At 45.5% G+C, this 24,630-nt stretch carries 27 protein-coding genes; 10 read left to right on the top strand and 17 right to left on the bottom strand.

Features of this window, described 5'->3' with window-relative positions:
- Positions 1-28: 28 nt before the first annotated feature.
- A complete protein-coding gene (gene fdxA / locus RTP55_RS06565) occupies positions 29-352 on the top strand; it encodes a ferredoxin FdxA (protein WP_007115596.1) in 324 nt (107 codons plus the stop codon).
- 252 nt (positions 353-604) lie between these two features.
- Here the strand turns inward: fdxA and RTP55_RS06570 are convergent, their stop codons facing one another.
- Together RTP55_RS06570 and RTP55_RS06575 are read right to left on the bottom strand one after the other, a co-directional pair.
- Positions 605-1,438, bottom strand: coding sequence for an inositol monophosphatase family protein (locus RTP55_RS06570; protein ID WP_007115595.1), 834 nt, complete (start codon positions 1,436-1,438; stop codon positions 605-607).
- Positions 1,439-1,473: 35 nt separating this feature from the next.
- Positions 1,474-3,624, bottom strand: coding sequence for a 1-deoxy-D-xylulose-5-phosphate synthase (locus RTP55_RS06575; RefSeq protein WP_312385078.1), 2,151 nt, complete (start codon positions 3,622-3,624; stop codon positions 1,474-1,476).
- A 521-nt stretch (positions 3,625-4,145) separates the two neighbouring features.
- Between RTP55_RS06575 and ribA the strand changes: the two genes are divergently transcribed.
- The gene (ribA, locus tag RTP55_RS06580) at positions 4,146-4,787 is read left to right on the top strand and encodes a GTP cyclohydrolase II (protein WP_312385079.1); all 642 of its coding nucleotides are present in this window, start codon (positions 4,146-4,148) and stop codon (positions 4,785-4,787) included.
- A gap of 41 nt (positions 4,788-4,828) precedes the next feature.
- Here the strand turns inward: ribA and RTP55_RS06585 are convergent, their stop codons facing one another.
- Positions 4,829-5,641, bottom strand: coding sequence for a sulfite exporter TauE/SafE family protein (locus tag RTP55_RS06585; RefSeq protein WP_248107168.1), 813 nt, complete (start codon positions 5,639-5,641; stop codon positions 4,829-4,831).
- Positions 5,642-5,750: 109 nt separating this feature from the next.
- On the opposite strand from RTP55_RS06585, the gene RTP55_RS06590 reads away from it, so the two are divergent.
- From RTP55_RS06590 to RTP55_RS06600, 3 genes are read left to right on the top strand one after another with little or no spacing between them, the layout of a single operon-like run.
- The gene (locus RTP55_RS06590; RefSeq protein ID WP_312385082.1) at positions 5,751-6,680 is read left to right on the top strand and encodes a biotin--[acetyl-CoA-carboxylase] ligase; all 930 of its coding nucleotides are present in this window, start codon (positions 5,751-5,753) and stop codon (positions 6,678-6,680) included.
- A gap of 26 nt (positions 6,681-6,706) precedes the next feature.
- A complete protein-coding gene (locus RTP55_RS06595; RefSeq protein ID WP_312385083.1) occupies positions 6,707-7,453 on the top strand; it encodes a pantothenate kinase in 747 nt (248 codons plus the stop codon).
- Between the two features lie 60 nt (positions 7,454-7,513).
- Positions 7,514-7,987, top strand: a complete 474-nt coding sequence (locus RTP55_RS06600) for a hypothetical protein (RefSeq protein WP_312385085.1) — start codon at positions 7,514-7,516, stop codon at positions 7,985-7,987.
- A gap of 69 nt (positions 7,988-8,056) precedes the next feature.
- Here the strand turns inward: RTP55_RS06600 and RTP55_RS06605 are convergent, their stop codons facing one another.
- Positions 8,057-9,625: a TerC family protein gene (locus RTP55_RS06605; protein ID WP_312385086.1), complete on the bottom strand. Its 1,569-nt coding sequence runs from the start codon at positions 9,623-9,625 to the stop codon at positions 8,057-8,059.
- A 304-nt stretch (positions 9,626-9,929) separates the two neighbouring features.
- Between RTP55_RS06605 and RTP55_RS06610 the strand changes: the two genes are divergently transcribed.
- Positions 9,930-10,979: an esterase/lipase family protein gene (locus RTP55_RS06610; RefSeq protein WP_312385088.1), complete on the top strand. Its 1,050-nt coding sequence runs from the start codon at positions 9,930-9,932 to the stop codon at positions 10,977-10,979.
- Positions 10,980-10,989: 10 nt separating this feature from the next.
- Positions 10,990-12,102, top strand: coding sequence for a lipase secretion chaperone (locus RTP55_RS06615; protein WP_312385090.1), 1,113 nt, complete (start codon positions 10,990-10,992; stop codon positions 12,100-12,102).
- Between the two features lie 86 nt (positions 12,103-12,188).
- Here the strand turns inward: RTP55_RS06615 and hisD are convergent, their stop codons facing one another.
- From hisD to RTP55_RS06645, 6 genes are all read right to left on the bottom strand, one after another.
- Complete coding sequence (gene hisD, locus RTP55_RS06620) at positions 12,189-13,484, bottom strand: histidinol dehydrogenase (RefSeq protein ID WP_312385091.1); 1,296 nt, start codon at positions 13,482-13,484, stop codon at positions 12,189-12,191.
- A 301-nt stretch (positions 13,485-13,785) separates the two neighbouring features.
- The gene (locus RTP55_RS06625; protein ID WP_312385092.1) at positions 13,786-14,133 is read right to left on the bottom strand and encodes a gamma-glutamylcyclotransferase family protein; all 348 of its coding nucleotides are present in this window, start codon (positions 14,131-14,133) and stop codon (positions 13,786-13,788) included.
- Between the two features lie 16 nt (positions 14,134-14,149).
- Positions 14,150-14,812, bottom strand: a complete 663-nt coding sequence (hisG, locus tag RTP55_RS06630) for an ATP phosphoribosyltransferase (protein ID WP_101963873.1) — start codon at positions 14,810-14,812, stop codon at positions 14,150-14,152.
- Positions 14,813-14,825: 13 nt separating this feature from the next.
- Positions 14,826-16,091, bottom strand: a complete 1,266-nt coding sequence (gene murA / locus RTP55_RS06635; RefSeq protein WP_239743073.1) for a UDP-N-acetylglucosamine 1-carboxyvinyltransferase — start codon at positions 16,089-16,091, stop codon at positions 14,826-14,828.
- Between the two features lie 20 nt (positions 16,092-16,111).
- A complete protein-coding gene (locus RTP55_RS06640) occupies positions 16,112-16,369 on the bottom strand; it encodes a BolA/IbaG family iron-sulfur metabolism protein (RefSeq protein WP_036594190.1) in 258 nt (85 codons plus the stop codon).
- Between the two features lie 92 nt (positions 16,370-16,461).
- Positions 16,462-16,866: a YraN family protein gene (locus RTP55_RS06645; RefSeq protein WP_312385097.1), complete on the bottom strand. Its 405-nt coding sequence runs from the start codon at positions 16,864-16,866 to the stop codon at positions 16,462-16,464.
- Positions 16,867-16,923: 57 nt separating this feature from the next.
- On the opposite strand from RTP55_RS06645, the gene RTP55_RS06650 reads away from it, so the two are divergent.
- A complete protein-coding gene (locus tag RTP55_RS06650; RefSeq protein WP_007115576.1) occupies positions 16,924-17,334 on the top strand; it encodes a hypothetical protein in 411 nt (136 codons plus the stop codon).
- A gap of 24 nt (positions 17,335-17,358) precedes the next feature.
- Positions 17,359-18,207 (top strand): 16S rRNA (cytidine(1402)-2'-O)-methyltransferase, encoded by an 849-nt coding sequence (gene rsmI, locus RTP55_RS06655; RefSeq protein WP_312385099.1) that lies wholly within the window; start codon positions 17,359-17,361, stop codon positions 18,205-18,207.
- On the opposite strand, the gene RTP55_RS06660 is transcribed toward rsmI, so the two are convergent.
- Together RTP55_RS06660 and coaBC are read right to left on the bottom strand one after the other, a co-directional pair.
- Positions 18,204-18,953 carry a sulfite exporter TauE/SafE family protein gene (locus RTP55_RS06660; RefSeq protein ID WP_312385101.1) on the bottom strand — a complete coding sequence of 250 codons (750 nt, stop codon included), beginning with the start codon at positions 18,951-18,953 and terminating at the stop codon, positions 18,204-18,206. The genes rsmI and RTP55_RS06660 overlap by 4 nt on opposite strands.
- A 45-nt stretch (positions 18,954-18,998) precedes the next feature.
- Positions 18,999-20,342, bottom strand: a complete 1,344-nt coding sequence (coaBC, locus tag RTP55_RS06665) for a bifunctional phosphopantothenoylcysteine decarboxylase/phosphopantothenate--cysteine ligase CoaBC (protein WP_219331646.1) — start codon at positions 20,340-20,342, stop codon at positions 18,999-19,001.
- 87 nt (positions 20,343-20,429) lie between these two features.
- Here coaBC and radC point away from each other — a divergent pair, with 87 nt between their 5' ends.
- Positions 20,430-21,107 carry a RadC family protein gene (gene radC, locus RTP55_RS06670; RefSeq protein WP_065253360.1) on the top strand — a complete coding sequence of 226 codons (678 nt, stop codon included), beginning with the start codon at positions 20,430-20,432 and terminating at the stop codon, positions 21,105-21,107.
- On the opposite strand, the gene RTP55_RS06675 is transcribed toward radC, so the two are convergent.
- From RTP55_RS06675 to rpsD, 5 genes are all read right to left on the bottom strand, one after another.
- Positions 21,104-21,673, bottom strand: a complete 570-nt coding sequence (locus RTP55_RS06675; RefSeq protein ID WP_007115572.1) for a DUF4126 domain-containing protein — start codon at positions 21,671-21,673, stop codon at positions 21,104-21,106. The two genes, radC and RTP55_RS06675, sit on opposite strands and share 4 nt — an antisense overlap.
- Before the next feature lie 53 nt (positions 21,674-21,726).
- The gene (locus RTP55_RS06680) at positions 21,727-22,479 is read right to left on the bottom strand and encodes a TSUP family transporter (RefSeq protein WP_159771674.1); all 753 of its coding nucleotides are present in this window, start codon (positions 22,477-22,479) and stop codon (positions 21,727-21,729) included.
- Positions 22,480-22,567: 88 nt separating this feature from the next.
- Positions 22,568-22,927 (bottom strand): 50S ribosomal protein L17, encoded by a 360-nt coding sequence (rplQ, locus tag RTP55_RS06685; RefSeq protein ID WP_036593417.1) that lies wholly within the window; start codon positions 22,925-22,927, stop codon positions 22,568-22,570.
- Positions 22,928-22,947: 20 nt separating this feature from the next.
- Positions 22,948-23,955, bottom strand: coding sequence for a DNA-directed RNA polymerase subunit alpha (locus RTP55_RS06690; RefSeq protein WP_007115569.1), 1,008 nt, complete (start codon positions 23,953-23,955; stop codon positions 22,948-22,950).
- Positions 23,956-23,984: 29 nt separating this feature from the next.
- The gene (gene rpsD, locus RTP55_RS06695; protein ID WP_007115568.1) at positions 23,985-24,626 is read right to left on the bottom strand and encodes a 30S ribosomal protein S4; all 642 of its coding nucleotides are present in this window, start codon (positions 24,624-24,626) and stop codon (positions 23,985-23,987) included.
- Between the last annotated feature and the right edge of the window lie 4 nt (positions 24,627-24,630).

The following is a 24,630-nucleotide window of genomic DNA, read 5'->3' on the forward strand; positions in this document are numbered from 1 at the left end:
GTGCAACTAAAAAAAGGTAGCCACCGCCATGACTTTCGTCGTTACTGATAACTGTGTTCGTTGTAAATATACTGACTGCGTTGAAGTCTGTCCTGTGGACTGTTTCTATGAAGGTCCGAATTTTTTGGTCATCCATCCTGATGAATGTATTGACTGTGCGCTGTGTGAGCCAGAATGCCCTGCCAATGCGATTTTCTCAGAAGATGAAGTGCCAAAAGGTCAAGAAATATACATCGAACTGAATGCAGAACTTGCCGAAAAATGGCCAAACATCTCAGCCATGCATGACCCACTACCCGATGCCAAAGAATGGGATGGCGTACCCAATAAATTACAGTATATTGAAAGATAGCCTTTCTAACATACGCCATTTAGGTGAATTTTAGCAAGATGCTATAAACAAGATGCTATAAAACAGCATATAGAACGAGGACGGCAATCTGTGAATATAGATTGCCGTTTTTATATTGTCATCTCTTATTATGTCAACGTTGTTGTCTATCTGCTTAACTTAACCTCTTTAGCTTAGCCTATTTTTTTACGAATTGATTATGAAATAAAAAAACGCGCTATGGATTAGCGCGTTTTTAGTGTCACAACAACATCAGCCTTTAACGGCACTGCCCCAAACTGGCACCACAGTTTGCATCAATGGTTTTAACAGTTTGATATTTGCCGCAAAGATAGAACCTGTTTGCATCGCATTGTGCGCGCCTGTATGGTCAACCACAGTACCACGCGCTTCAGTGACAATCAATTCACCGGCACAGATATCCCAAGGTTTGATAGACATTTCAAAATAACCATCAAACCGTCCCGCTGCTACATATGCCAAATCCAACGCAGCTGAACCCACACGGCGCACTTGACCGCCTTGTTCGCAGATTTTTTGTAAGCTTTCAAAATGCTCTTTGGCATACGATACTTTACCTTCCGCGCGGTTACGCTCAAGCGGATGACCTGTGGTAAAAAAGCCGCCATCAATGGTTTTATGCTCACTGACGCTGATACGGCGTTGGTTGAGACGCGCGCCTTTACCACGACTGGCTGAAAACATCTCATCACGCACTGGGTCATAGATGATGCCATGCTCGGTGACGCCATTTTTTTGCACCCCGATTGAGACACAAAAATGCGGCAAACCATGAATAAAGTTGTGGGTACCATCTAATGGATCAATGACCCAGCACCAGTCTTTATCATTGCCCTTGCCTTCTTGTAGCCCAAATTCTTCACCCAAAAACGAGTGGGTTGGGTAGCTTTCTTTGAGCATCGCGATCAATAATTCTTCGCTGTAACGGTCGATTTGGGTCACCAAACCATCTAAGCCTTTGCTTTCAATCGTGAACTCTAGCTTGTGGCGATTGTTGTGTGCATTTAAAATCTCTTGACCTACTTTTTGTGCAGCGCGGGCTGCCATGACGACCATCGGTTCCATAATTGACCTTTTGTTGAAGGATAAAAATCTAAAATTTATGACAAAATCGTTTGCATCTGTTTGACCACACCCGTGACATCTAGCTCACAATCGGCTAATTGCTGCTCAGGGCTGCCATGCGCGATATATTTATCGGGGATACCGATGTTGATTAGCGTTGGCAAGGCTTGGCTTGTTTTTGCTGCTTGGGCAACTAGGTATTCATTGACCGCACTACCGGCACCGCCCATGACTTGGTGTTCTTCAAGGGTAACAATGGAGCAGTTTTGCGCCAATAGAGTATCCAGTAATTCGCTGTCTAACGGTTTAACAAACCGCATATTATAAACAAAAAACGTCGTCATTGGGTAAGTTTCGGCTAAGTTTTGACACGCCGTGACCGCTGTCTTTACCATGGTACCAAAAGCAAGCACCGCAACTTTTTTCGCCACGTTGCTCGTACCTGCAGCAGTGGCATCAATAGTCTGCTCAAGCGCTGCCTTACCGATTGGATAAATCGCTTGGTTTTTATCAATCTCTGCCCCAATGCCATTACCACGTGGATAACGCACCGCAGAGGGTCCAATATGCTCATAACAGGTATTGAGTAAGTTATAGCACTCATTCTCATCTTTTGGACAAGCAATCACCATATTAGGCACAGTTCGCATAAAGGCGATATCAAACACCCCCGCATGGGTCGCACCGTCTTCACCGACCAGACCCGCACGGTCAATGGCGAACATCACGTTGAGATTTTGCAAAGCCACGTCGTGAATCAGTTGGTCATAGCCACGTTGTAAAAATGTGGAGTAAATCGCGACAATCGGTTTGACGCCTTGGGTTGCCATACCACCCGCTAGGGTCACTGCATGTTGCTCGGCAATCGCCACATCAAAGAACTGGCTGGCAAAGCGCTTGGCAAATTCGGTCATGCCTGAGCCTTCAGCCATCGCAGGGGTAATCGCCATCAGTTGTTTGTCTGTGGCGGCTTTATCGCAGATAAACTCACCAAACACTTGCGAGTATTTTTTGGCGGGAGTAGCTACAGTAGCTACGGGCTTTTGGCTGGCAACTGGCACAGATTTTTCTTGCGCTGGGTTGATTTTTTTAAGTTTGGTAATGGCATGATACGTAATCGGGTCGCATTCTGCAGGTAAAAAGCCTTTACCTTTGACCGTGTGCACATGGACAAGTACCGCACCTTTCAACTGCTTGACCCGTTCAAACACTTGAGTCAATTTGGCAACATCATGCCCGTCAAACGGTCCAAAATAATGAAAACCGATGGCTTTAAATAAGTTTTCGGGGAACACTTCATCAATGAGTTTATTGGCGATTTTCTCAGGTAATGTCTCTAACTGAGAGGGTTTAGGAATACCTTTTTCTGCCAATTTTTCGACAATTTTATTGGGCAGGCGCGAGGTCCAATCATCTAAAGCTTCATTTGCCATGTGCAAATAATGACGAATACGGCGGTCTTCACTGGAAATGACGCGCTTGGTAAAAATCGCATCACCATTTTTATCGATATCGACTGCCAAACCACGCTGCCAAAGGGTGGCTAAATGTTTAGAAAATCCGCCCGTTGCCTGTGAGATTGACATGTCATTATCGTTGAGCACCACAATCAAATCGGCATTTTGTTGCACCGCGTCATTCATCGCTTCAAACGCCATGCCACCTGTCATAGCACCATCACCGACGATGCTAACCACTTTGTCATGTTTGCCTAAATAGCGCATAGCAAGCGACATGCCTAGCCCTGCAGAAATCGCCGTCGATGAATGCCCAACGCCAAAGGTATCATACTCAGACTCATGACGCTCAGGGAAAGCAGTCAGCCCATGTTGGCTACGAATGGTGGTAAGCTTGTCACGGCGACCCGTTAAAATTTTGTGGGGATACGCTTGGTGCCCTACGTCCCAGACAATTTGGTCTTTGGGTGAGTTAAAGACATAATGCAGTGCAATGGTGAGCTCAACGACGCCAAGGTTAGAACCAAAATGCCCACCGCTGACGCCCGTTGTATACAGCAAAAACTCGCGCAGTTCATCGGCTAATTGCTGCAATTGCGCGGTACTGAATTTTTTTAGGTCATCAGGACTGTCCACCTCATCGAGCAGCGGCGTATGCGGCTTTAGCATAGGGATGGTATCAAAGGTTTTTAATGAGTAGTTTTGGTTAGCTATTTTAGTTTTTGACATATCTTGGCTGACACTTTTCATTGCTTACAGGGACTCGATGAGCCCTGTTGACACAGGTGAAAAAAATATATAGTTAAAACGCACAATGACTATCGACACCTTATTGCTGGCACAAAATTGGCACAAAGTTGACAGACTGCCAAAGCGTTGAGCGCTTGAAAATCGAGGTGGCTAAGCTGGCATTACCAGCTTTGAATTGCCAATGTGGCGCATGAATGTGGCATAATAGCATTTTTTTGTTGATTAAACATCAAACCTCGCTATTTTAGATTGTATCTTATAGCTTCTATAAAGTTTAGCTTAGCGCCTTGAATTTTTGATAAATTTTGACAAAAAAGTTGCCTCAGATAGCATGTGAGCCTAGCTTGCGGCTTATTGATAAGATGCGTAATGACGCTATCCTTCTTGATATTTTAATCAATGCCTTCATGTAAAGGGCAATTTTATTTTTGGGTTTACCGACTTGGTTCAGTTGTTTGGGTCAGTTGGTCATTTTTTTGGACATTTTTTTGGAGTAGTGGGTGTCGTATCAATTTATCACGCAAGCAACCTTACCAACAGCGCATGGGCTATTTGATATTCATGTGTTTGAAGATACGGACGACACGGCACGCGATGCTCTGGGCAATCGCAAACATGAACACGTCATGCTGACGGTTGGTTTGCCCACGGCCGATAAATCCAAAATCCCATTGGTACGCATTCATAGCGAATGTTTGACAGGGGATGCCTTTAGCTCGCTTAAATGCGACTGTGGCCCCCAGCTCAATGCCACCATGCAGATGATTCAAGCTTATGCTAAAGATGGCGGCTGCGGGGCGATTTTATATTTGCGCCAAGAAGGGCGCGGGATTGGACTGACCAACAAAATCCGAGCTTACGCATTGCAAGACCAAGGACATGATACGCTTGATGCCAATTTGCTGCTCGATTTACCTGCCGATGCTCGCACCTATGAAATGTGCAAGCCGATGCTTGAGCATGTCGGTGTGGATAAGGTAAAGCTGATAACCAACAACCCCAACAAAATTGACTATCTCAATGAGATTGGTATTGAGGTGATAGCGCGCGTACCGCTGTTGGTGGGTGTCAACCCGCACAATGAGGCCTATCTCAACACCAAAAAAGAGCGCATGGGGCATATGATTGAGAATGAGTTATAAAATTCACGCTCATGACATAACACAAAACCCATTGTTTATTTTTACCATAAATTAATCCCAAGCGCGCCTAGCATCATTTTTGCCCCCACAATCAGCAGCAGACCACCAAACATGCGCTTTAAGGTGTTGGCAGGCAATTGGTGCGCCAATTTTGCCCCCACTTTGGCAAATAAATAACTCATCACTGAAATACACAAAAACGCAGTGATATGCACAAAGCCAATCGCCTCAGCCGGCAAGCCCTGTACATCTTTGCCAAAAAACATAAACCCGAGCGCCCCTGCAATGGCAATCGGTAAGCCACAGGCTGCTGACGTACCCACCGCTTGTTGCATGGTCAAACCAAAACGGCTCAAAAACGGCACGGTAAAACTGCCACCGCCAATACCAAAAATCGCCGATGCTGCGCCAATCAAGCCCCCGACCCCTGTTTGCACAGGCGCAGATGGCAAGTGAGTGGTCGCGACAACTTCCGATTTTTTAGCCAGAAGCATTTTTAGCCCCATAAACAGCGCCATGCCAGCAATCAAAAATGCCAAGACCTTACCATGCAATAAATCTGCGATATAAGCACCAACAAAACTACCAACCACCAAGCCAATCGACATATTGCGCCATACATCCCAGCGCACGCCACCTCGCTTATTGTGCGATTGCATGGAGCTTATGGAGGTCACCACAATCGTGGCAAGCGATGTCCCTACCGCCAAATGGGTAATGACATCGCTTGGATAGCCATACGCTTTAAAAATCGCCATCAGCACGGGTACGATAATCAATCCGCCACCGACACCAAATAGCCCAGCACAAATACCAGCAAATGCCCCCGCCAGCAAAAACCACAGATACATCATTTTTTGCATTTCCTTTGATTAAAAATAGCGTTAGTATAGCAAACTTATCTTTTTGTCGTTTGTAACATTGTGCCTAAGCTTATGAACCCAACCCTATGTAACCATCCCCATGAGAATTGATTCGCTTTGCCATACCCATTTATCGTCAACCCACTCAACCAACAGCCAGCTGATTGAGTGGATGGTGCTCAGCTATCAAGACCAGTCGCCCACCGACCATAACCGACCGCATTTTAGTCGCCCCCATTTACTCACTGCTGATACCCAATCAGGCGGACGTGGTCAACATGGCAGAACATGGCAATCACCGCTAGGCAATGTTTATTTATCGCTGTATGTGCCGACACAAGCCTATGCTTGGCAGCAAAATCTTTGCTTATCTTATCGATTAGATGGTCGCTTGTCACTGTGCGTGGGTTATCAGCTCAGTCAAATACCTATCATAGAACACATCAATCAAACAAGACTGGCAAAGCATTTGCCAACCATTGGCGTCAAGTGGGTGAACGATGTGGGTTTTTATCAACCACAAGACAACCTACCTGACCAATTTCAAAAACTCTCGGGTATTTTGATAGAGCCTGTCAATGTCGCAGGTCACATGCTAGGGGTTGTCATCGGTGTGGGAGTCAATATTGCCCATGCCCCTGTGCTGACCGAGCAAACCCAAGAAGGCTTAAACTACCAAGCGATAAGCCTGCAAGATTTGACAGCGCAGCGCTTACAGCCCAGTGAGTTTTATCAGCCTGTTACCGATGCCATAGCTAGTGCGATTGGGCAATTTAATCAGCTGCAAGCGGCTGAAGCAAGTCAACAATTTATCCATGATTTTTCCCAAAAAGACGTATTAAACAACAAGCATTTGCAAATTTATAACGCCTTATCTGAGCAATCAATAACAGGCATTGCAGTAGGTATCGATGCGCAAGGCTGTCTATTGATTGAGCAAGCAGATGGCAGCACACAAACGATTTGGACAGGCACCATTCAAGTTTTGGATTCAGCCGTTTCATCGTTGCAGGCAAATAAACACAAATAAAGCATCCCTCTCAAAGGTTCTCACTTATGACAAAACTTTGGCTAGACTTGGGTAATACCCGCTTAAAATATTGGCTCACGGACGATAGCGGTCAAGTGCTGGATCATGCGGCTGAGCAGCATTTGCAAGCCCCTGCCGAATTGCTCAAAGGGTTGACCTTTCGGCTTGAACGACTCAATCCTGAATTTATCGGGGTGTCATCCGTGCTTGGACAAGCCGTCAATAATCACGTCGCAGAAAGCCTAGAGCGATTGCAAAAACCGTTTGAATTTGCCCAAGTCCATGCCAAGCACGCGCTGATGTCGAGCGATTACAACCCCGCCCAACTTGGCGTTGACCGCTGGCTACAAATGCTCGGTATCATCGAGCCTAGCAAAAAACAATGCGTGATTGGCTGCGGCACTGCCGTTACCATTGATTTGGTCGATCAGGGTCATCACTTGGGGGGCTATATTTTCCCCAGTATCTATTTGCAGCGCGAGTCGCTATTCTCAGGAACGCGCCAGATTAGTATTATTGATGGCACTTTTGATAGTATAGATTCAGGCACCAATACCCAAGACGCGGTGCATCATGGTATTATGTTATCCATTGTCGGGGCCATCAATGAAACCATTCATCGCTACCCACAATTTGAAATCACCATGACAGGCGGTGACGCCCATACTTTTGAGCCGCACCTATCAGCCAGCGTGGAAATTCGGCAAGACTTAGTATTGGCAGGGCTACAGCGTTTTTTTGCCGCTAAAAATAACACTAAAAATCAAAACTAAAAACTAAAAACTAAAAATCAGAAATAAAATTAACCGTTAAGAAAAAAAAGGAAATCACCGATGAAAAAAATCATTCAAACCACAAGCCTTGTTTTACTTACTACGAGCCTATTAACCGCCTGTATGACTGCGCCTACGTTGCCCGCCAAGCCAACGCCTTCAACAGTCAACCAGCCAACCAATGCCACTCGCACGGTCACGCTTGCGCTGGGTCAAAACATCTTTGTTAAAGAACACCAGCTAAATCTGACTTTTGATAAAGTGCTCAATGATAGCCGCTGTGCCACAGGCGTACAGTGTATTTGGGCAGGCAATGCCACGGTAGCGGTCACGGCTATGACAACCACCTCTCGCCCACAAACTCTCAATCTATCGATTGGGGCTTTGCGTGGTGACTTGCGTCAAACACAACGTTTTGCCAATATGGATATTACCCTGACTTCGCTATCATCCACGCCTGTGTCCAGTCAATCTACTGCCACGTCAAAGAGCAATCTGCCTACTATCACCTTGACGATTCAGCAAATTCCTTAATTGTTATATCCCTAAAAAAGTCATAAAAAAAGGGGTTAATGACCCCTTTTTTTATACCCAAGCATTGGTTTACACCGTTGCCACCATTGGGGTTTTACGTTCAACTTTTAATTTCAGAATGCGCGATTTTGAAGTTTCTAGAATGGTAAACTTATAGGCACCGATATCAATGGTTTGATTGACTTCTGGGGCATCGGTCAACTGCGAAATCAAATACCCGCCAATGGTGAACTGATCGGCATCGAGTAGAAAATCTGGATCGTCAAGCTCCAAACGTAGTTGGTGCAAGCTTGCGGTACCTTCCACTATCCAATAATCGTCATACGGGATAATTTCTAAAGTTTCATCTTCATCAGGGAACTCACCTGCAATCGCCTCTAGCACATCAAGCGGTGTCACTAGCCCTGCGACTTGACCATATTCATCAATCACCATCGCCAAATTACCTTTGGCTTTTTTAAGCATATTGAGCAGTTTTAGATTGTCAATGCTTTCTGACACAAACACAGGCTGCTGCTTGTTAAGTAAGGGTTTAATGGCGGTTTCAATATCTGCGACGTTCTTATAGAGCAAATCCAAAAAGTCTTTGGCGCGTACTACCCCGAGCACTTTATCGATGGTATCTCGGCACACAGGGAACAAGCTATGCGGCGTATCAAGCAATTGCGCGCGCATTTCTTCGCGGCTACCGTTGATATTGACCCAAGAGATATCATTGCGCGGCGTCATGATGGTATGCACATCGCGCTCATTAAGCGCTAGTACGCCACTAATCATATAACGCTCTTCTTGTGCAAATGGCATACTATCAAAATCAAAATGTTCTGAATTATTCTCTGGGGTAACCGCTTCTTCGGTTTTACCACCCATTAAGCGTAAAATTGCATCCGCAGTACGGTCACGAATCGGAATTTGATTTTCATATTTGGTTTTATTGCGTTTGGCTACTTGGTTAAACACTTCAATCAAAATTGAGAACGCAATCGCCGCGTACAAGTAACCTTTTGGCATATGAAAGCCTAGTCCTTCGACAATCAAGCTAAAGCCAATCATCAGTAGGAAACTTAAGCATAAAATCACCACGGTCGGGTGACGACCGACAAACTCCGTCAAGGCTTTGGACGCAGCCACCATCAATACCATGGCAATGATCACTGCCGCCATCATGATTTCAAGGTGTTTTGCCATGCCTACGGCAGTAATCACCGCGTCAAACGAGAACACTGCATCTAAAATCACAATCTGTGCGACAACCGCCATAAACCCAGCTTGCACTTTGCTTTGGTTGGTATGTTCAGGTTTTCCTTCCAGCCGCTCATGCAGCTCTGTCGTTGCTTTAAACAGCAAGAAAACCCCGCCTACCAATAAAATAATATCGCGAACCGATAAATCAAAACTTCCCAAGGTGAGCACAGGATCGGTTAAGGTAATGAGCCATGAAATCATGGATAAGAGCACCAATCGCATGAGTAGTGCTAGACCTAGACCTAGATTACGGGCTTTAGCGCGCTGATGCGGCGGGAGTTTATTGGCTAAGATGGCAATAAAGACAAGATTATCAATACCTAAAACAATCTCAAGAATGACAAGCGTCGCAAGGCTTAGCCACGCTGACGGGTCAGATAGTAGTTCTAACATAGTGGGTCAGTTATTCTCTTGTAATGAGGGGCAAAAAATCAATAAACAGCAAAAACGAAAAATCAGCCGTTACCTTAGCAAATCTTAGCAGAAAATCAATGACAATTTGTGTCTGCTTTTGTAGATGGCACGCCAATTGTGCCAATACATCACTTGATCTTTAACCCTATCTACATACTGAATCAACTGACTTTGCCAAAAAATATACTGACCAGTCATTTCATTTGATTCACAAATTCTTGATTTAGGTTAAATTAATCCATAGGACAGCGAAACTTCATTATGACTTTACAAGGATCAGTATATGTCAAATCATCGCTTTATGCGCCGTGCCGCCAAAGGATTGCTTTTTTCTTCCATCGCATTTTCTGCGTCTTCTTATGCCTCAAGTTATTACAACTGTGCCAATGCCACTGGCTGTGTCGCAGTCACCACCCTTAACGCCACCTCAGATTATGCAAAAACCAAATACCCTATCGTGCTTGCTCATGGGCTTGGTGGCTGGAGCAAAATGTTTGGTTTGGTCGATTATTTTAATGGCATCCCTCAAGATCTCACCAAAAATGGCGCCAGTGTGTATGTGACCAAGACATCAAGTGTCAATGACACCGAAGTGCGCGGTGAGCAGCTACTCCAACAAATCAAAACCATCATTGCCATCACCGGCAGCCCGAAGGTTAACTTAATCGGTCATAGCCAAGGTGGGATTGATATTCGCTATGTGGCGGGGGTTGCGCCATCGCTAGTCTCATCTGTGACGGCGATTTCCAGCCCTGAGCAAGGCTCAAAAATGGCGGATTGGACGGTCAAAATGGTGACTGAAGGCAGCGCGGCTGATGGCTTACCGGCTGGCGAATTTAATACCGCCTCTTTAATGGCAATCAAGTTTTTTGAATTGGTGGGCGGTGTGATGGACATCGGATCTGGCGTGCCACTCAATCAACTACAGCAGCAAGATGGTTGGGCAGCCGTCAATGCACTCACCACCAATTATGCGGCTAAATTTAACCAAAAATTCCCTGCAGCCATGCCGACCAGTTATTGTGGATACCCAAAAAACACGGTGGTCAATAATGTACGTTACTACTCACTTAGTGGCGCCCAAACTATGACCATGCTTGTCGATCCGTCTGATACGGTGCTGGGGTTGACGGGTTTATCATTCAATGGCGAAGCCAATGATGGTCTTGTTTCACCCTGTTCAAGTCGTCTGGGTGCAGTGATTCGTGATAACTATAAAATGAATCATATGGATTCAGTCAATCAGGTATTTGGCATTGTCAGTTTGCTAGACACCAATCCATTGACTGTCTATCGCAACCAAGTCAATCGCTTAAAAGGTCAATCGTTGTAAGCTTATGCCTATGGTTCCTTCAAACAACCCTGACACAAACCAACGACCGATAAACTGGCTAATAATCGTATTAGCCAGTAGCATCATCGCATTATTGATAGCCTGCATCCTGTGGTTAAAACCTAAGGACGCTGTCAAAACAGCCAATCCTTTGCCGCAGGATGCTGCCAGTACCAGTCCATCTAGTGGATTGCCGTCCCATCAAACCGCAACGCTCGCCAATGCGTCCTCCATCACCGCGAACGCTAACCCCCTGCCCATATCACTGGCCACATCGCTGCCCAAATCACTACAAGGCACCCAAGTCGATGGCGAAATTATTATCGATGAAAACAAGCAATTGGTGGTGACCGCGGGTTTGCGCCGACTGTTTGATTATTTTTTGTCCGCACAAGGGGAAGAGCCCTTAACCCAGATTGAACAACGGGTGATTGCCTATATTCGTGAACATACGCCTGAGCCTGCCGCAAGCCAAGCGGTTAACATTTTTCAAAATTATCTCACCTATTTGACTGCTGTCAGCCAGCTAGATAAGCCTAAAGCACAGCAAAACCCCAATGTCAGCGCATTAGATTTATCTGCGATTAAGAACCAATTACGCGCAGTACAACAGCTGCAAGCCCGCTATTTTGACGCCAAAACCCGTGAAGCCTTTTTTGGGGATGAACAAGCCCTCAATGACTACAACATGACGGTCGTCGAAGCCAACCAAAACGCGCAACTGAGCAATGACCAGCGCCAAGCTATCATTGATAAGGCGCAAACCGCCTATATCGCCAGTGTTAAAGACCCAAATCTACAGACAAAGCTAACCGAGCAGCGCAATATTGACAAGTTATTAGCGCAAACGCAGCAAATGCAGCAGCAAGGGGCAACGCAAAGCCAAATCAATGCCATGCGTAGTCAATACGTCTCCCCTGAAGCGGTCAAACGGCTTGAGCAGCTTGACCAATCTGAAGCGCAATTTGCGCAGCGTGTGGCAACTTATCAGACACAGTCTAACCAAATACTGAGCAAATTGGGTAATGTGCCGCAAGCACAACAACAAATTGTGGCGTTACAGCAGACGATGTTTACGCCTGAAGAACGGCTACGCCTAGATGTATTGACAAAGCAGCGTTAACTTCCCCGTTAAAATGAGTTAAAGGAGTTAAACGCCCTGTTCAATTGCCATAATAAGCTGTTGAATTGCCACAGGCGCGTTTGAACCTATTTCACACGGTAACGGGCTGAACGCGCGTGGGCATCCAAATTCTCTTCCACCGCCAGTATATCGGCGGTTTTTGCCAGCATTTGGCTACCTTGCTCGCTACAATAAATAATCGAAGATTTCTTTTGAAAATCATACACGCCAAGCGGTGAACTAAAGCGTGCGGTACCTGACGTTGGCAACACGTGATTAGGGCCAGCGCAATAATCGCCAATCGCTTCAGGGGTATAGCGACCCATAAAGATAGCGCCCGCATGGCGGACATCTTTGAGCATCGCTTCTGGGTCATCTACCGATAACTCCAAATGCTCAGGCGCAATGCGGTTAATCACCTCAATACCTTCTGCGCGGTCTTTCACCAAAATCAGCGCGCCACGGTTGGCAATCGCCGCTTTAGCGATGTCAGCTTTTGGCAAATCTGCTAAGGCTTTTTCGATTTCCTGCGCAACTTTTTTGAGTAATGGCTTAGATGGGGTGACAAAAATCGCTTGCGCAACGGTGTCATGCTCAGCTTGCGACAATAAATCCATGGCTAACCAATCCGCTTTATCATTTGCTACGCCTTCGGCATATACCAGTACTTCCGAGGGGCCTGCAATCATGTCAATGCCCACTTGCCCAAATACGGCGCGTTTGGCGGCTGCCACGTATTTGTTACCAGGTCCTGTGATTTTATCGACTTGTGGGATGGTGTTAGTACCATAAGCCAACGCTGCCACCGCTTGCGCGCCCCCAATGGTAAAGACTTTATCCACACCCGCCAAATAAGCGGCCGCCAATACCAAGGGATTTAGTTCACCATGAGGGGCAGGCACCACCATGATAATTTGCCCGACCCCTGCCACTTTTGCGGGTAACGCATTCATCAAGACGCTGGATGGATAACTTGCCAGCCCACCTGGCACATAGATACCCACTTTATCGAGTGGCGTAACTTGTTGTCCAAGCGTATTGCCTAGCGCATCTTGATACGTCCAGCTTTCTTGCCGTTGGCGCTCGTGAAAAGATGTGACGCGCTGTGCCGCCAGTTCAAGCGCGTGCTTGATTGTAGGGTTTAACCCATCAAATGCTTGTTTGAGCTTTTCTTGTGAAATCTCTAGCTGGGCAAAAGTTTTGGCAGGATGCTTGTCAAATTGTTGGGTCAACTTTAACACCACCTCATCCCCACCCTGACGCACTTGCGCGATAATATCATCGACCGTAGCCAGTAGCGCTGGATCATTTACCGTTTCAAAAGCAAGCAGCTCTGTCAATTCCTGCGCAAAACTGGCTTGTTGGCTATTTAACAATCGCATGGTATTCCCCTAAGAAAAAAATGACTAACCCATAGCATAACAAATTTCTTCATGGATGAAAGCGGCTTTTTAGCCTGCCCAGCAATTTGCCAACCCATCAAAATTAGTGCATCAAAGCTAGCGCATCAAAATCGACGCATCAAAATCGGCTAAACTGAGCCAATCCGTCACCACTTTTAGTTTTCGCCCAATTAAAATTCACCAAGCTAAAAAAAGACGTCTTAATAACGTCTTTTTTTAATCTTCAATGTTTTAGTTTTCCATGTTTTCATCTTCCATGTTTTAATCGGCATAGCCAGCTTTAATAATGCTGTAGATTGTCGAGTGCATACACAAAGGTTTGGATTTTCGCACCATTGTCAAGCGTGGCGGTTACTTCAATGCGCTGATAGGCTTCACCTTCAAACTCATCTAGCCGCGTCCAATGATTGGCCAAATCATCCGACGAAAACACCAAGCCCGCTACCATGTCGCCTTGTTCATCGGGGATGACTGCAGGAAATCCGAGCGCTGAGCCCCAGCCGCCATTTGGCATCAAATGCCCACGAATAGTCGCAGGTTGCCAAATGCCGTTGTTGATGGGTGTCATAATACTGTGGTTATCGCGATTGGGCGCTAGCGTGCCATAGACAAAAAGATGCTGCATCATGGTGATTTTTGAACCGTTACTGGGTGTTATCAGCGACGCTTTGCTTAAAGCTTTCGATGATGGGCTCAAGCAGCGCAAATTTGCGTTTATAACTGACCTGATTGACAATCAAACGCGAAGAGACTTGGCAAATCTCTTGTCGCGGCTCTAGACCATTGGCTTTTAAGGTATTACCGGTATCGACCACATCCACAATCAAATCACCCAAGCCCACCAAGGGCGCAAGTTCCATGGAACCATATAGTTTAATCACATCGACTTGTTCACCGCGACTGGCAAAAAACGCGCGCGTCACATTGACATATTTGGTGGCAATTCGAAGACGACGACTGGGTAATTGTAGCCCCACTTTACCTGCCGTCATCAAACGGCATTTGGCAATTTGTAGGTCGAGCAATTCATATAAATTGCTTGAGCCATGCTCCATCAGTACATCTTTACCCGCCACACCAAAATCTGCCGCCCCATGCTCCACATAGGTGGGCACGTCACTGGCGCGTAAAATCAAAATCCGCACATCAGCATGCGTGGTCGGGAAAATCAGTTTACGTGATTCTTCTGGGTCTTCAAGTAGTTCGATACTTGCCTTTTTTAGCAGGGGCAAGGTATCTTTTAAGATTCGCCCTTTGGATAACGCTAAGGTAAGACCGTTATAATTGGCATCATTTGCTTGTGTCATTGTCTTATACCTGTTATTCGCCTTTTACCCGCTCAATGGTGATGCCCAAGCCGCGCAGTTTATCTTCCACATACTCATAACCACGGTCAATGTGGTAAATGCGCTCGATACAGGTCTCGCCTTGGGCTGCCACCGCTGCCATTACCAGTGACATAGAGGCGCGTAAATCGGTTGCAATGACAGGCGCGGCATTGAGCTTATCGACGCCTTGAACAACGGCAGTATGGCCATCGACTTTGATATTTGCCCCCATACGTTGCAGCTCAGGCACATGCATGTAACGATTTTCAAAAATATTTTCAATAATGGTACTGGTGCCTTCTGCAATACAGCAAACTGTCATGAGCTGCGCTTGCATATCGGTTGGAAACGCCGGGTGTGGTAATGTGCGGATATCAACCGCTTTTGGACGACCTGCCATTTTGACATTAATCCAGTCGCTGCCAACAGTGACTTGGGCGCCCATTTCTTCAAATTTTTTAAGCACCGATTGCATCAAGCTTGCTTCGGTTTTTTTGGCAGTCACTTCCCCGCCTGTCATCATGGCAAGCGCAAGATATGAGCCGGTTTCGATACGGTCTGGTACGACTGAGTACTCACAGCCATTTAATTTGTCAACGCCTTCAATGGTCATATAAGCGGTGCCAATGCCTTCAATTTTTGCGCCCATTTTGACAAGCATATTAGCCAGATCAACCACTTCTGGTTCACGCGCACAGTTTTCTAAGTGCGTGGTTCCTTCTGCCAATGCCGCTGCCATGATGGTGTTTTCAGTACCGCCAACCGTGACCACATCAAAGGTAAAATGACAACCTTTTAGCCGACCGCTAGCGGGTGCTTTGGCTTTGACATAGCCATTTTCAACGGTAATGGTCGCTCCCATCGCTTCCAAGGCTTTTAGATGTTGGTCGACAGGGCGTGAGCCAATTGCGCAGCCACCGGGCAGCGACACTTCAGCCTGCCCAAAGCGCGCAAGCAGCGGTCCCAATACCAAAATCGATGCACGCATGGTTTTGACTAGCTCATACGGGGCATAGTAGCTATTGATGGTACTGGTATCGCAGGTCACCGTATCGCCGTTCTTTTCAATGGTAATACCCGTGCCCGCAATCAATTTGACCAAGGTATTGACGTCTTTGAGTGTCGGTACATTGTGCAGGGTGACTGGGGTTTCTGCCAAAATCATTGCCGCAAGCAAGGGCAATGCCGCATTTTTAGCACCAGAGATGACCACTTCCCCTTTAACTTGAGTGCCACCCGTGATTAAAAATTTATCCATGTGTTTCTCCTAAAAATGGCTTATTGCGCAGCTTGTTTGGCTTGCATCTCATGCCACTGGGCATAGGTCAACGCTTGGATATTGAGTGCATGGATTTCACCTGACGCAAATTTATCAGACACCAACCCCAACACGGCTTGTTGACGCGCGACAGCACGTTTACCCTCAAAGCTGTCATCCACCACGCGCACATCAAATTTGTTGCCTTGATTGGCGGCTTCGATTTTGCCACTCGGAAAATGGGGTTGTAGTAAAGTAATTAAATCCTGTGCGTTCATGGGAAATACCTAATAAAAGAGGGGTAAAATTATACTATTTTGCTGCGTAGCATAGCATAATTTTTGCTAAGTTTATACGTTATACAAAATGCTTAATTTACGCTAAAAGCGTCCTTAATCCACGTAGGCGTTGGCATGACAGCCTGTCCTGCAGCTTGAGCGCCTTCATAACTTACCACATCAAAGCGAATGTCAAAGCTATCAAATTGCGGATGCGCTTGTAAAAAAGCTGCGGTGGTTTTAATGATTTTACGTTGTTTGGCGGGGGTGATACTGTCTAAACTTGTGCCAAATTGGCTGACTTTTCGTTGACGCACTTCGACAATGACTAGGCAAGGAGTTTTTTGTGTCGGCTCGAGCATCACCAAATCAAGCTCGCCCAAGTTTTTGTAGTGCCAGTTTTTGGCAAAAAACGTTAAACCTTGCGCTTCAAGATAGTGCTTAGCGAGGATTTCATAATAGTCGCCTTGGCGTTGTTTTGGGGCAGTGAGTTTCATTTTGAAGGATGATTGACTATGTTAAAATGAAATTTATTATACTTTGAGAATTAAACAATGCAAAATCCAAAATGCCAAGTTTATCCTAACCTTCCCTTTGAAAATCTCATTCCCGCCATTGATGCGATTCATTATGACGGCCGTACATTGCGAGTAACATTGCTATTTAAACCACAAGATTATGAGTTAGTATATTTAGACTTTGAATATGTCATGGGTTTTAGAATGCTTAGAGAAGGAGATTTACTAGACTTTCCAAATGATGAATACCCTAAAAATTGGTTATTATCTGTTTCAGAAAATGGCTGGTATGAACAGGAAAAATTACGAAAAGGCTTTACTTCACAATATGTCTTTGACATGAAGGGTAACCGCCCAAATGAATTCTTTATTCTGGGTGAAAGTGATTGTATTAGTGTTTTAACGAGTCTCACAGATGTTCCAAAAATAACTTTCATTGAACGATAATTTTATAAAGAAAACGAGAAAAATATGACTTCAAATCAAGGCACACTCTATATCGTCGCCACCCCGATTGGTAATTTATCCGATATCACCGCCCACGCCATCGACTGCCTAAAAACCGTGGCTATCATCGCCTGCGAGGACACCCGCACCTCTGGAAAACTACTCAATCACTTTAACATACCCACCAAAACTTGGGCTTATCACGACCACAATGCCGAAGTACAGACCCCTAAATTGATTGAAGTTTTACAGTCAGGTCAAAGTATCGCGCTTATCAGTGATGCCGGCACCCCACTCATTAGCGACCCTGGTTTTCGACTGGTGCGCGCCTGTCACCAAGCAGGTATCAAAGTCTCACCGGTTGTCGGCGCCAGTGCTGCCATAGCTGCCCTATCGGTCGCAGGATTACCTTCAGACAAGTTTTATTTTTATGGCTTTTTGCCTGCCAAAACTGCAGGACGACAAAGCGAATTGACTAAAATCAAGGATTTAACCGCCACGCTGATTTTTTATGAAGCGCCCCATCGTATTGTTGAATGTATCGATGACATGATTACGGTGCTTGGCGACAATCGACAAGTGACGTTTTGCCGTGAGATAACTAAAACGTTTGAAACCATTTATCCATCAACGCTCGGCGAACTAAAGCAGTTTGTTGCAAGCGATGCCAATCAGCAAAAAGGGGAAATGGTACTGGTGGTCGCTGGGGCAAGTGAATTACAGAATCATGATAATCAACACGATGAATTGCTAAAACGACTGTTGCAAGATTTGTCGGTGAAAAAAGCCGCACAGCTTGCCAGCGATATCACAGGGGCTAAGAAAAATGCCTTGTATGAACGAGCGTTGATGTTAAAAGACGATAATGATTAACTACTAAAAGCTTTGAATAAGGCGTTAACACCTAACAGTAATAAAATCACCAACGTCATATTTTTGAACATTTTTTGTGAGATTTTATGACGAAAATAAAACCCGATATACAAACACAGCAACGACAACAGCGTCGCCACGCCAATCACGCCCAATTCTGTCGTTGGTAGGCTCACAAACCCTTGCCACAGCACGATGAGCTGAGCGATTTTGCCGACCACATAGCACAGATTACTGGCTTTAATCAGCTCGGTTTTGGGGTCTAGGCTGTCTTCGGTAGCCGATAGCAAGTACATCACCAGTAGCGGCGACATGGCATTGGTCGCACCGCCGAGCACGCCTGCCACCAGCCCACTGAAGATTAAACTTGGTTGATTATTGGGCAGTCGAATATTTTTGCCCGTTTGACTTGCCAAAAACTGGGTCAGCACATATCCGACAATCAATAGCCCAAGCGCGATCAGCAAATAATGCCGTGCGATGAGAAACACCAACTTTGTGCCGATCAGACTGCCCACAAAACTAGTAAACACCAATAGCCAATATTTTTTGAGGTAGTAGCCAATATTGCCACCCTCCAAAAACACCACCAAGTTAATCACCAAACACGGCACGACCGTCAGCAGCAGCACATGCGACATCGGATAAAAACTTGCCAATGCTGTGGTCGCAATCAGCGTCACGCCAATCCCTGTCAGCCCATGAAACATACTGACGATGGCAAATATCGCGGGGATCATGAGCATCGAAAGCATAACGCTTTGCTGAACGGAAAAAATCGCCATCAGCGACTATCTTACCAAGGTAAACTTACCCGCTAATTGCTTACCGATTAAGCTGACCAGCTGATTGGCAATGATATCCTTGCTGGCTTTTTCGAGACTGACTGCGGCATCTTTGCCCTTAAAAAACACCGTCATGGCATTGTCATCACTGCCAAAACCGATATCGGTGCGGGATACATCATTACAGGCAATCATATCTAAGTTTTTGGCGTCAAGCTTGCCACGGGCGTATTTTTCGATATCTTGGGTTTCTGCCGCAAATCCTACCACAAAAACCTCAGGGAATTCTTTGGCAATGGTCGCCAAAATATCAGGGTTTTTCACCAAATCCAGTGCCATCTGATCTTGCGTTTTTTTAATCTTTTGCGGCACGACATCACGCGTGCGATAATCGGCAACCGCAGCCGTGGCAATAAAAATATCGGTCGCTTTGCTGACAGGTTCGACCTCAATATCATTGCCAAATTCATCATGGTCATGATGGTAGTGATGATCATGGTCATGATGATGGTGGTCATGGTCGTGATCGTCATGGCATTCACATATATCGTCACTAGCGCATTGGCGAGCGGTCATTAGCATTTCTTCAGCCGATAACACATCGATACGATTGACCAGTAGTGGCGTTGGTATGGGCACTTTACCCCCAACGATCAAGGTTACCCTCGCGCCTGCATTACGGCACGCTTTTGCCAGCGCAAATCCCATTTTGCCCGTGGAATGATTGGATAGATAGCGCACAGGGTCTATGGCTTCAATCGTTGGACCTGCGGTGATTGTCACATTTTTACCCGCCAATACTTGTGGTGTGATTTGTCTAGCGATGAAATATTGCACGTATTCAAGCAACTGCTCTGGCTCTGGCAATCTTCCCTCACCGATATCACCACAGGCTTGTTCACCGCTGGCTGGTTGGATGATTTCATAATCATAATCGGTTAACGTCTGCAAATTAAGTTTGACCGATGGATGTTGCCACATTTGCTGATTCATAGCAGGTGCCACCAAAATCGGTGCCGTGGTGGCAAGGCAAACGGTAGTGAGTAAATCATCCGCTATTCCCATGGCCAGTTTAGCAATCGTATTTGCGGTAGCAGGTGCGATAATCAGTAAATCCGCCCATTTTGCCAGTTCAATATGCCCCATTCCTAGCTCAGCACTCTCATCCAACAAGTCGATATGCACTTGGTTGCCCGTCAAGGCCTGCAGCGTTAACGGTGTAATAAAGGCTTGCGCGCTTGCCGTCATAATAACACGGACGTCATAGCCATTTTTAATCAATAGTCGGGCAAACGAGGCAGATTTGTAGGCAGCAATACCGCCTGTGATACCAAGAAGGATGTTTTTCATAAGATAATAGCACTAAAAAATTTCGCCTATAGTAACAATTTTCTGCCATTTTAGGTATGATTAATCATCATTTATTAGGAAATGCCTATGGCAATCAAAGACTGGCACCAAGACGAGCGCCCCCGAGAGAAGCTACTGCAAAAAGGCGCTGAGAGTCTATCCGATAGCGAGATTTTGGCAATATTCTTACGCACAGGTACCAAAGACCAATCCGCCATCGAACTGGCTCGTGGCTTGATTGAAAAATTTGGCAGTCTGGCTCAGTTACTATCTGCCCCTAGTGAAGCAGTTATGGCGTGTCATGGTATCGGCATGGCAAAATACGCGCAGATTTTGGCAAGCCTTGAAATGGGCAAACGCTACCTTGCCAGCCAAGTCAAACAAGCCCCTACCCTTAACGCCAGTCAGTTAGTCAAAGACTATCTGACTACGCAGCTGCGACCGCTCAATCGCGAAGTGTTTGCGGTGCTGTTTTTGACCAATCAACTCACCTTAATCCAGTATGAGGTATTATTCACAGGTGGTATTTCATCGTGCTCGGTGTGTGTGCGGGAAGTGTTGCGCTGTGCGTTAAAATACGGGGCAAGTCAGCTTATTATTGCCCATAATCATCCAAGCACCTCTGCCACAGCGTCACAGGCAGATCTGGAAATTACTCGCAGTTTGGCAAAAGCGTGTCAGCTTGTCGATATGACTTTGATTGACCATATTATCGTGGGTCAAGATGGCACGCTTTCTTTACAAGAAACAGGCAAGATGCCTTAGCGTTTGACGCGGTTTTTAACCATTATTACCACCCAAATCATCATCAGTAAACCAATGATTAACGCAATCATCGCAAACATGGGTGAAAAAATCGACAAAGCCGACAGCCCTATCGCTGTCCCAGTCTCTGCCACTGAAACAGCGGGATTTGCCAAACCGCCCGTCGTGGCAGTCGAAGCCACGCGCGTGGTGGCAGCTGTACCTTTTATCGTAGCCGCGGCGCCGCCGCCAGCAATGATCGCTAGCGCCCAAGTCATGGCAGGACTCATATCGGTCAATGTCGAAGCCATGACCAATGTTCCTGCAATCCCTGCGAGCGGTACAGCAACCGTATCTAACAGATGATCAACCAACGGGATTAAATAACTGATCGACTCTGCAATACTGGCTACACCCAAAATAATTAACGCAGGCGTAGATGCCACCCACTGCCAGCTATCATTAAGGGGAATGATATGAAAATACGCAGCACAACTGAGCGCAAACAGCGGTACAAACACACGAAACCCGCTACTTGCCGCTAAGCCAATCCCAAGAAAGATACTTAAAATCATTTCAGTTGTCATATTCTCGATACTCAAAGTATGAATAATGCTACCGCTATCATAAATAAAAATTATTAAGAAAAAAACACATATTTAATTAGCATCGCAAAACACATCACCACAATCACTGGTCGAATAAACTTGGTACCGCCTTTGACCACCATCTGCGCGCCCAATGAAGCACCGATAAATTGCCCCACCATCATAGCAAGCCCCACTGACCAAAGCACTTTTCCACCCAATATAAAAAACATCAACGATGCTGCATTGCTGGTAAAGTTGAGTAACTTGGCATTGGCAGTCGCGGTAATCATATCCAGGCCCCGCATGGTGATACCGCCTAGTGCAAAAAACATCCCTGTACCAGGGCCCAAATAGCCATCATAAAAGCCAATCAAGGGTGACATCCCATATTGCCATTTTTTTTTGCTGATTCGTGGTGCAGATTTGACCTCACCAATAGCGGGTGCAAACAGATAATAAATACCAATAAGCGCGATTAAAAAAGGAATGCCTTTGGCTAATAACACTGGCGGAGAAAGTTGTACAGCCATGGCGCCTAGCACGGCTCCCACAAAACAGGCGATAATCGAACGCCAAATTTGCTTGGGGTGAATTTTGCCTTTGCGTATCATGGTAATAGAGGCAGAGAGCGAACCTGCCGTTGCTTGCAGCTTGTTGGTGCCCAAGGTATAAAGCGTAGGAACATTTGCCATTAACAGGGCAGGAATGGTCAATAAGCCGCCACCCCCTGCCATGGCATCTAAAAATCCCGCAATCCCTGCGACCAACGTTAACATCACTAGCACATCAAAACTCAATTGCATCATTTTTCCAAAGGTTAATTGAGGATTTATCACTATAAACAAAAAACCCCATAAGCGCGAACCTATGGGGTTTTTTTAATCAGTATGATTAGTCACGGTCTACTAATTCAACGTATGCCATCGGTGCAGCATCGCCATCGCGATAACCACATTTGATGATACGTAAATAACCACCTGGACGCGCTTTGTAGCGTGGGCCTAGTGTCGTGAATAATTTACCTACAGTCGCTTTATTACGTAAGCGGTTAAACGCTAGACGACGGTTAGCAACTGAATCTTCTTTTGCCAAAGTAATTAGTGGCTCTGCCACACGGCGAAGCTCTTTAGCTTTAGGAAGAGTAGTTTTGATGAGTTCATGTTCAAATAGTGAGTTGGTCATATTTTGGAACATGGCCTTACGATGGCTGCTGGTACGACCCAACTTAACTCCACTGTTACGATGTCGCATGGTCAAACTTCCTTTAAATTTTAACGGCTACGGTAAGAGAAGCGGTCATCAACACGTAAATCAGCAGGTGGCCAATTTTCAAGGCGCATACCAAGCTCTAAGTCTTTAGAAGCAAGGACGTCTTTGATTTCAGTTAATGATTTCTTACCGAGATTTGGGGTTTTTAACAACTCAGTTTCGGTGCGTTGTACCAAATCGCCAATGTAATAGATATTTTCCGCCTTCAAGCAATTTGCTGAGCGAACCGTTAATTCCAAGTCATCCACTGGGCGAAGTAGCACAGGGTCAACTTCTTCTTTTTCCTTAACAGGTTCTGGGGTAGCTTCCGCTTCAAGGTCAACAAATACGGCAATTTGCTGCTGCAAAATCGTTGCTGCTTTGCGAATCGCTTCTTCTGGATCGATGGTGCCATTGGTTTCAAGTTCGATAACCAAACGGTCTAAGTCAGTGCGCTGTTCGACACGGGCATTTTCAACTTGGTATGCCACGCGTAAAATTGGGCTATAGCTAGCGTCCAATTTTAAACGACCAATAACTTTGTTATCACCAGAATCTTTACGTACATTGGCAGGCTCATAACCACGACCTACTGCTACACGTAAACGCATTTTTAAATGACCACGATCACTTAAAGTACCTAAAACTAAATCAGGATTGATAATCTCTACATTGTGAGGTAACTCAATATCTGATGCTAGTACAGTGCCAGGACCTTGTTTGTCAAGGGTCAAGAATACTTCATTTTGATCATGCAATTGGATCGCTAAACCTTTTAAATTTAATAATAGATCTAACACATCTTCTTGCAACCCTTCAAGGGTTGAATACTCATGATCAACGCCTTCGATTTCAGCTTCGATTACAGCTGCACCAGGCAATGAAGATAATAGAATACGACGTAGGGCATTACCTAATGTATGCCCAAAACCTCGTTCCAACGGTTCGAGCGTGACTTTGGCGTGTGTTTCATTGACCGTATCCACATGAATGGCATTCGGTGTAAGAAACTCAGTAGCATTTAGCATCATTTGTCACCTCGACTTTATAGTAAAATTAATTATTTAGAGTACAACTCAACGATTAAGCTTTCGTTGATTTCGGTTGGTAAATCAGCACGCTCTGGCGCTTGTTTAAAAGTACCTTGCAATTTGCTGTGATCAACTTCCAACCACACAGGTGTACCACGTTGACCTGCCAATTCAATTGCGTTTTTAATACGTAATTGTTCTTTGGCTTTTTCGTGTACAGCAATCACATCACCATCTTGCAATTGGATTGAAGGAATGTTCACACGAACAAACTCATCACGACCCGCTTTTTTTACTAGAATAGCACGGTGGCTAACTAATTGGCGAGCTTCTGCGCGAGTTGCACCAAAACCCATACGATAAACAACGTTATCGAGGCGACGTTCTAACATTTGAAGCAAGTTTTCGCCAGTTGCGCCTTTCATACGCGCAGCTTCTTTATAGTAATTTGAGAATTGACGCTCTAACACACCATAAATGCGTTTTACTTTTTGTTTTTCACGAAGCTGTGCAGAATACTCTGACGTTTTGCTACGTGGATTACCATGTTGACCAGGGGCACGGTCAGCTTTTTTGGTTTTTTCTTCGTACGCTTTTACGCCTGATTTTAATTGTAAATCAGTACCTTCACGACGAGAAAGTTTTAATTTTGGACCTAGATAACGGGCCATGAAA

Origin of the sequence: Moraxella sp. CTOTU47579, from assembly GCF_032004885.1 — a bacterium.
Classification (GTDB): domain Bacteria; phylum Pseudomonadota; class Gammaproteobacteria; order Pseudomonadales; family Moraxellaceae; genus Faucicola; species Faucicola tetraodonis.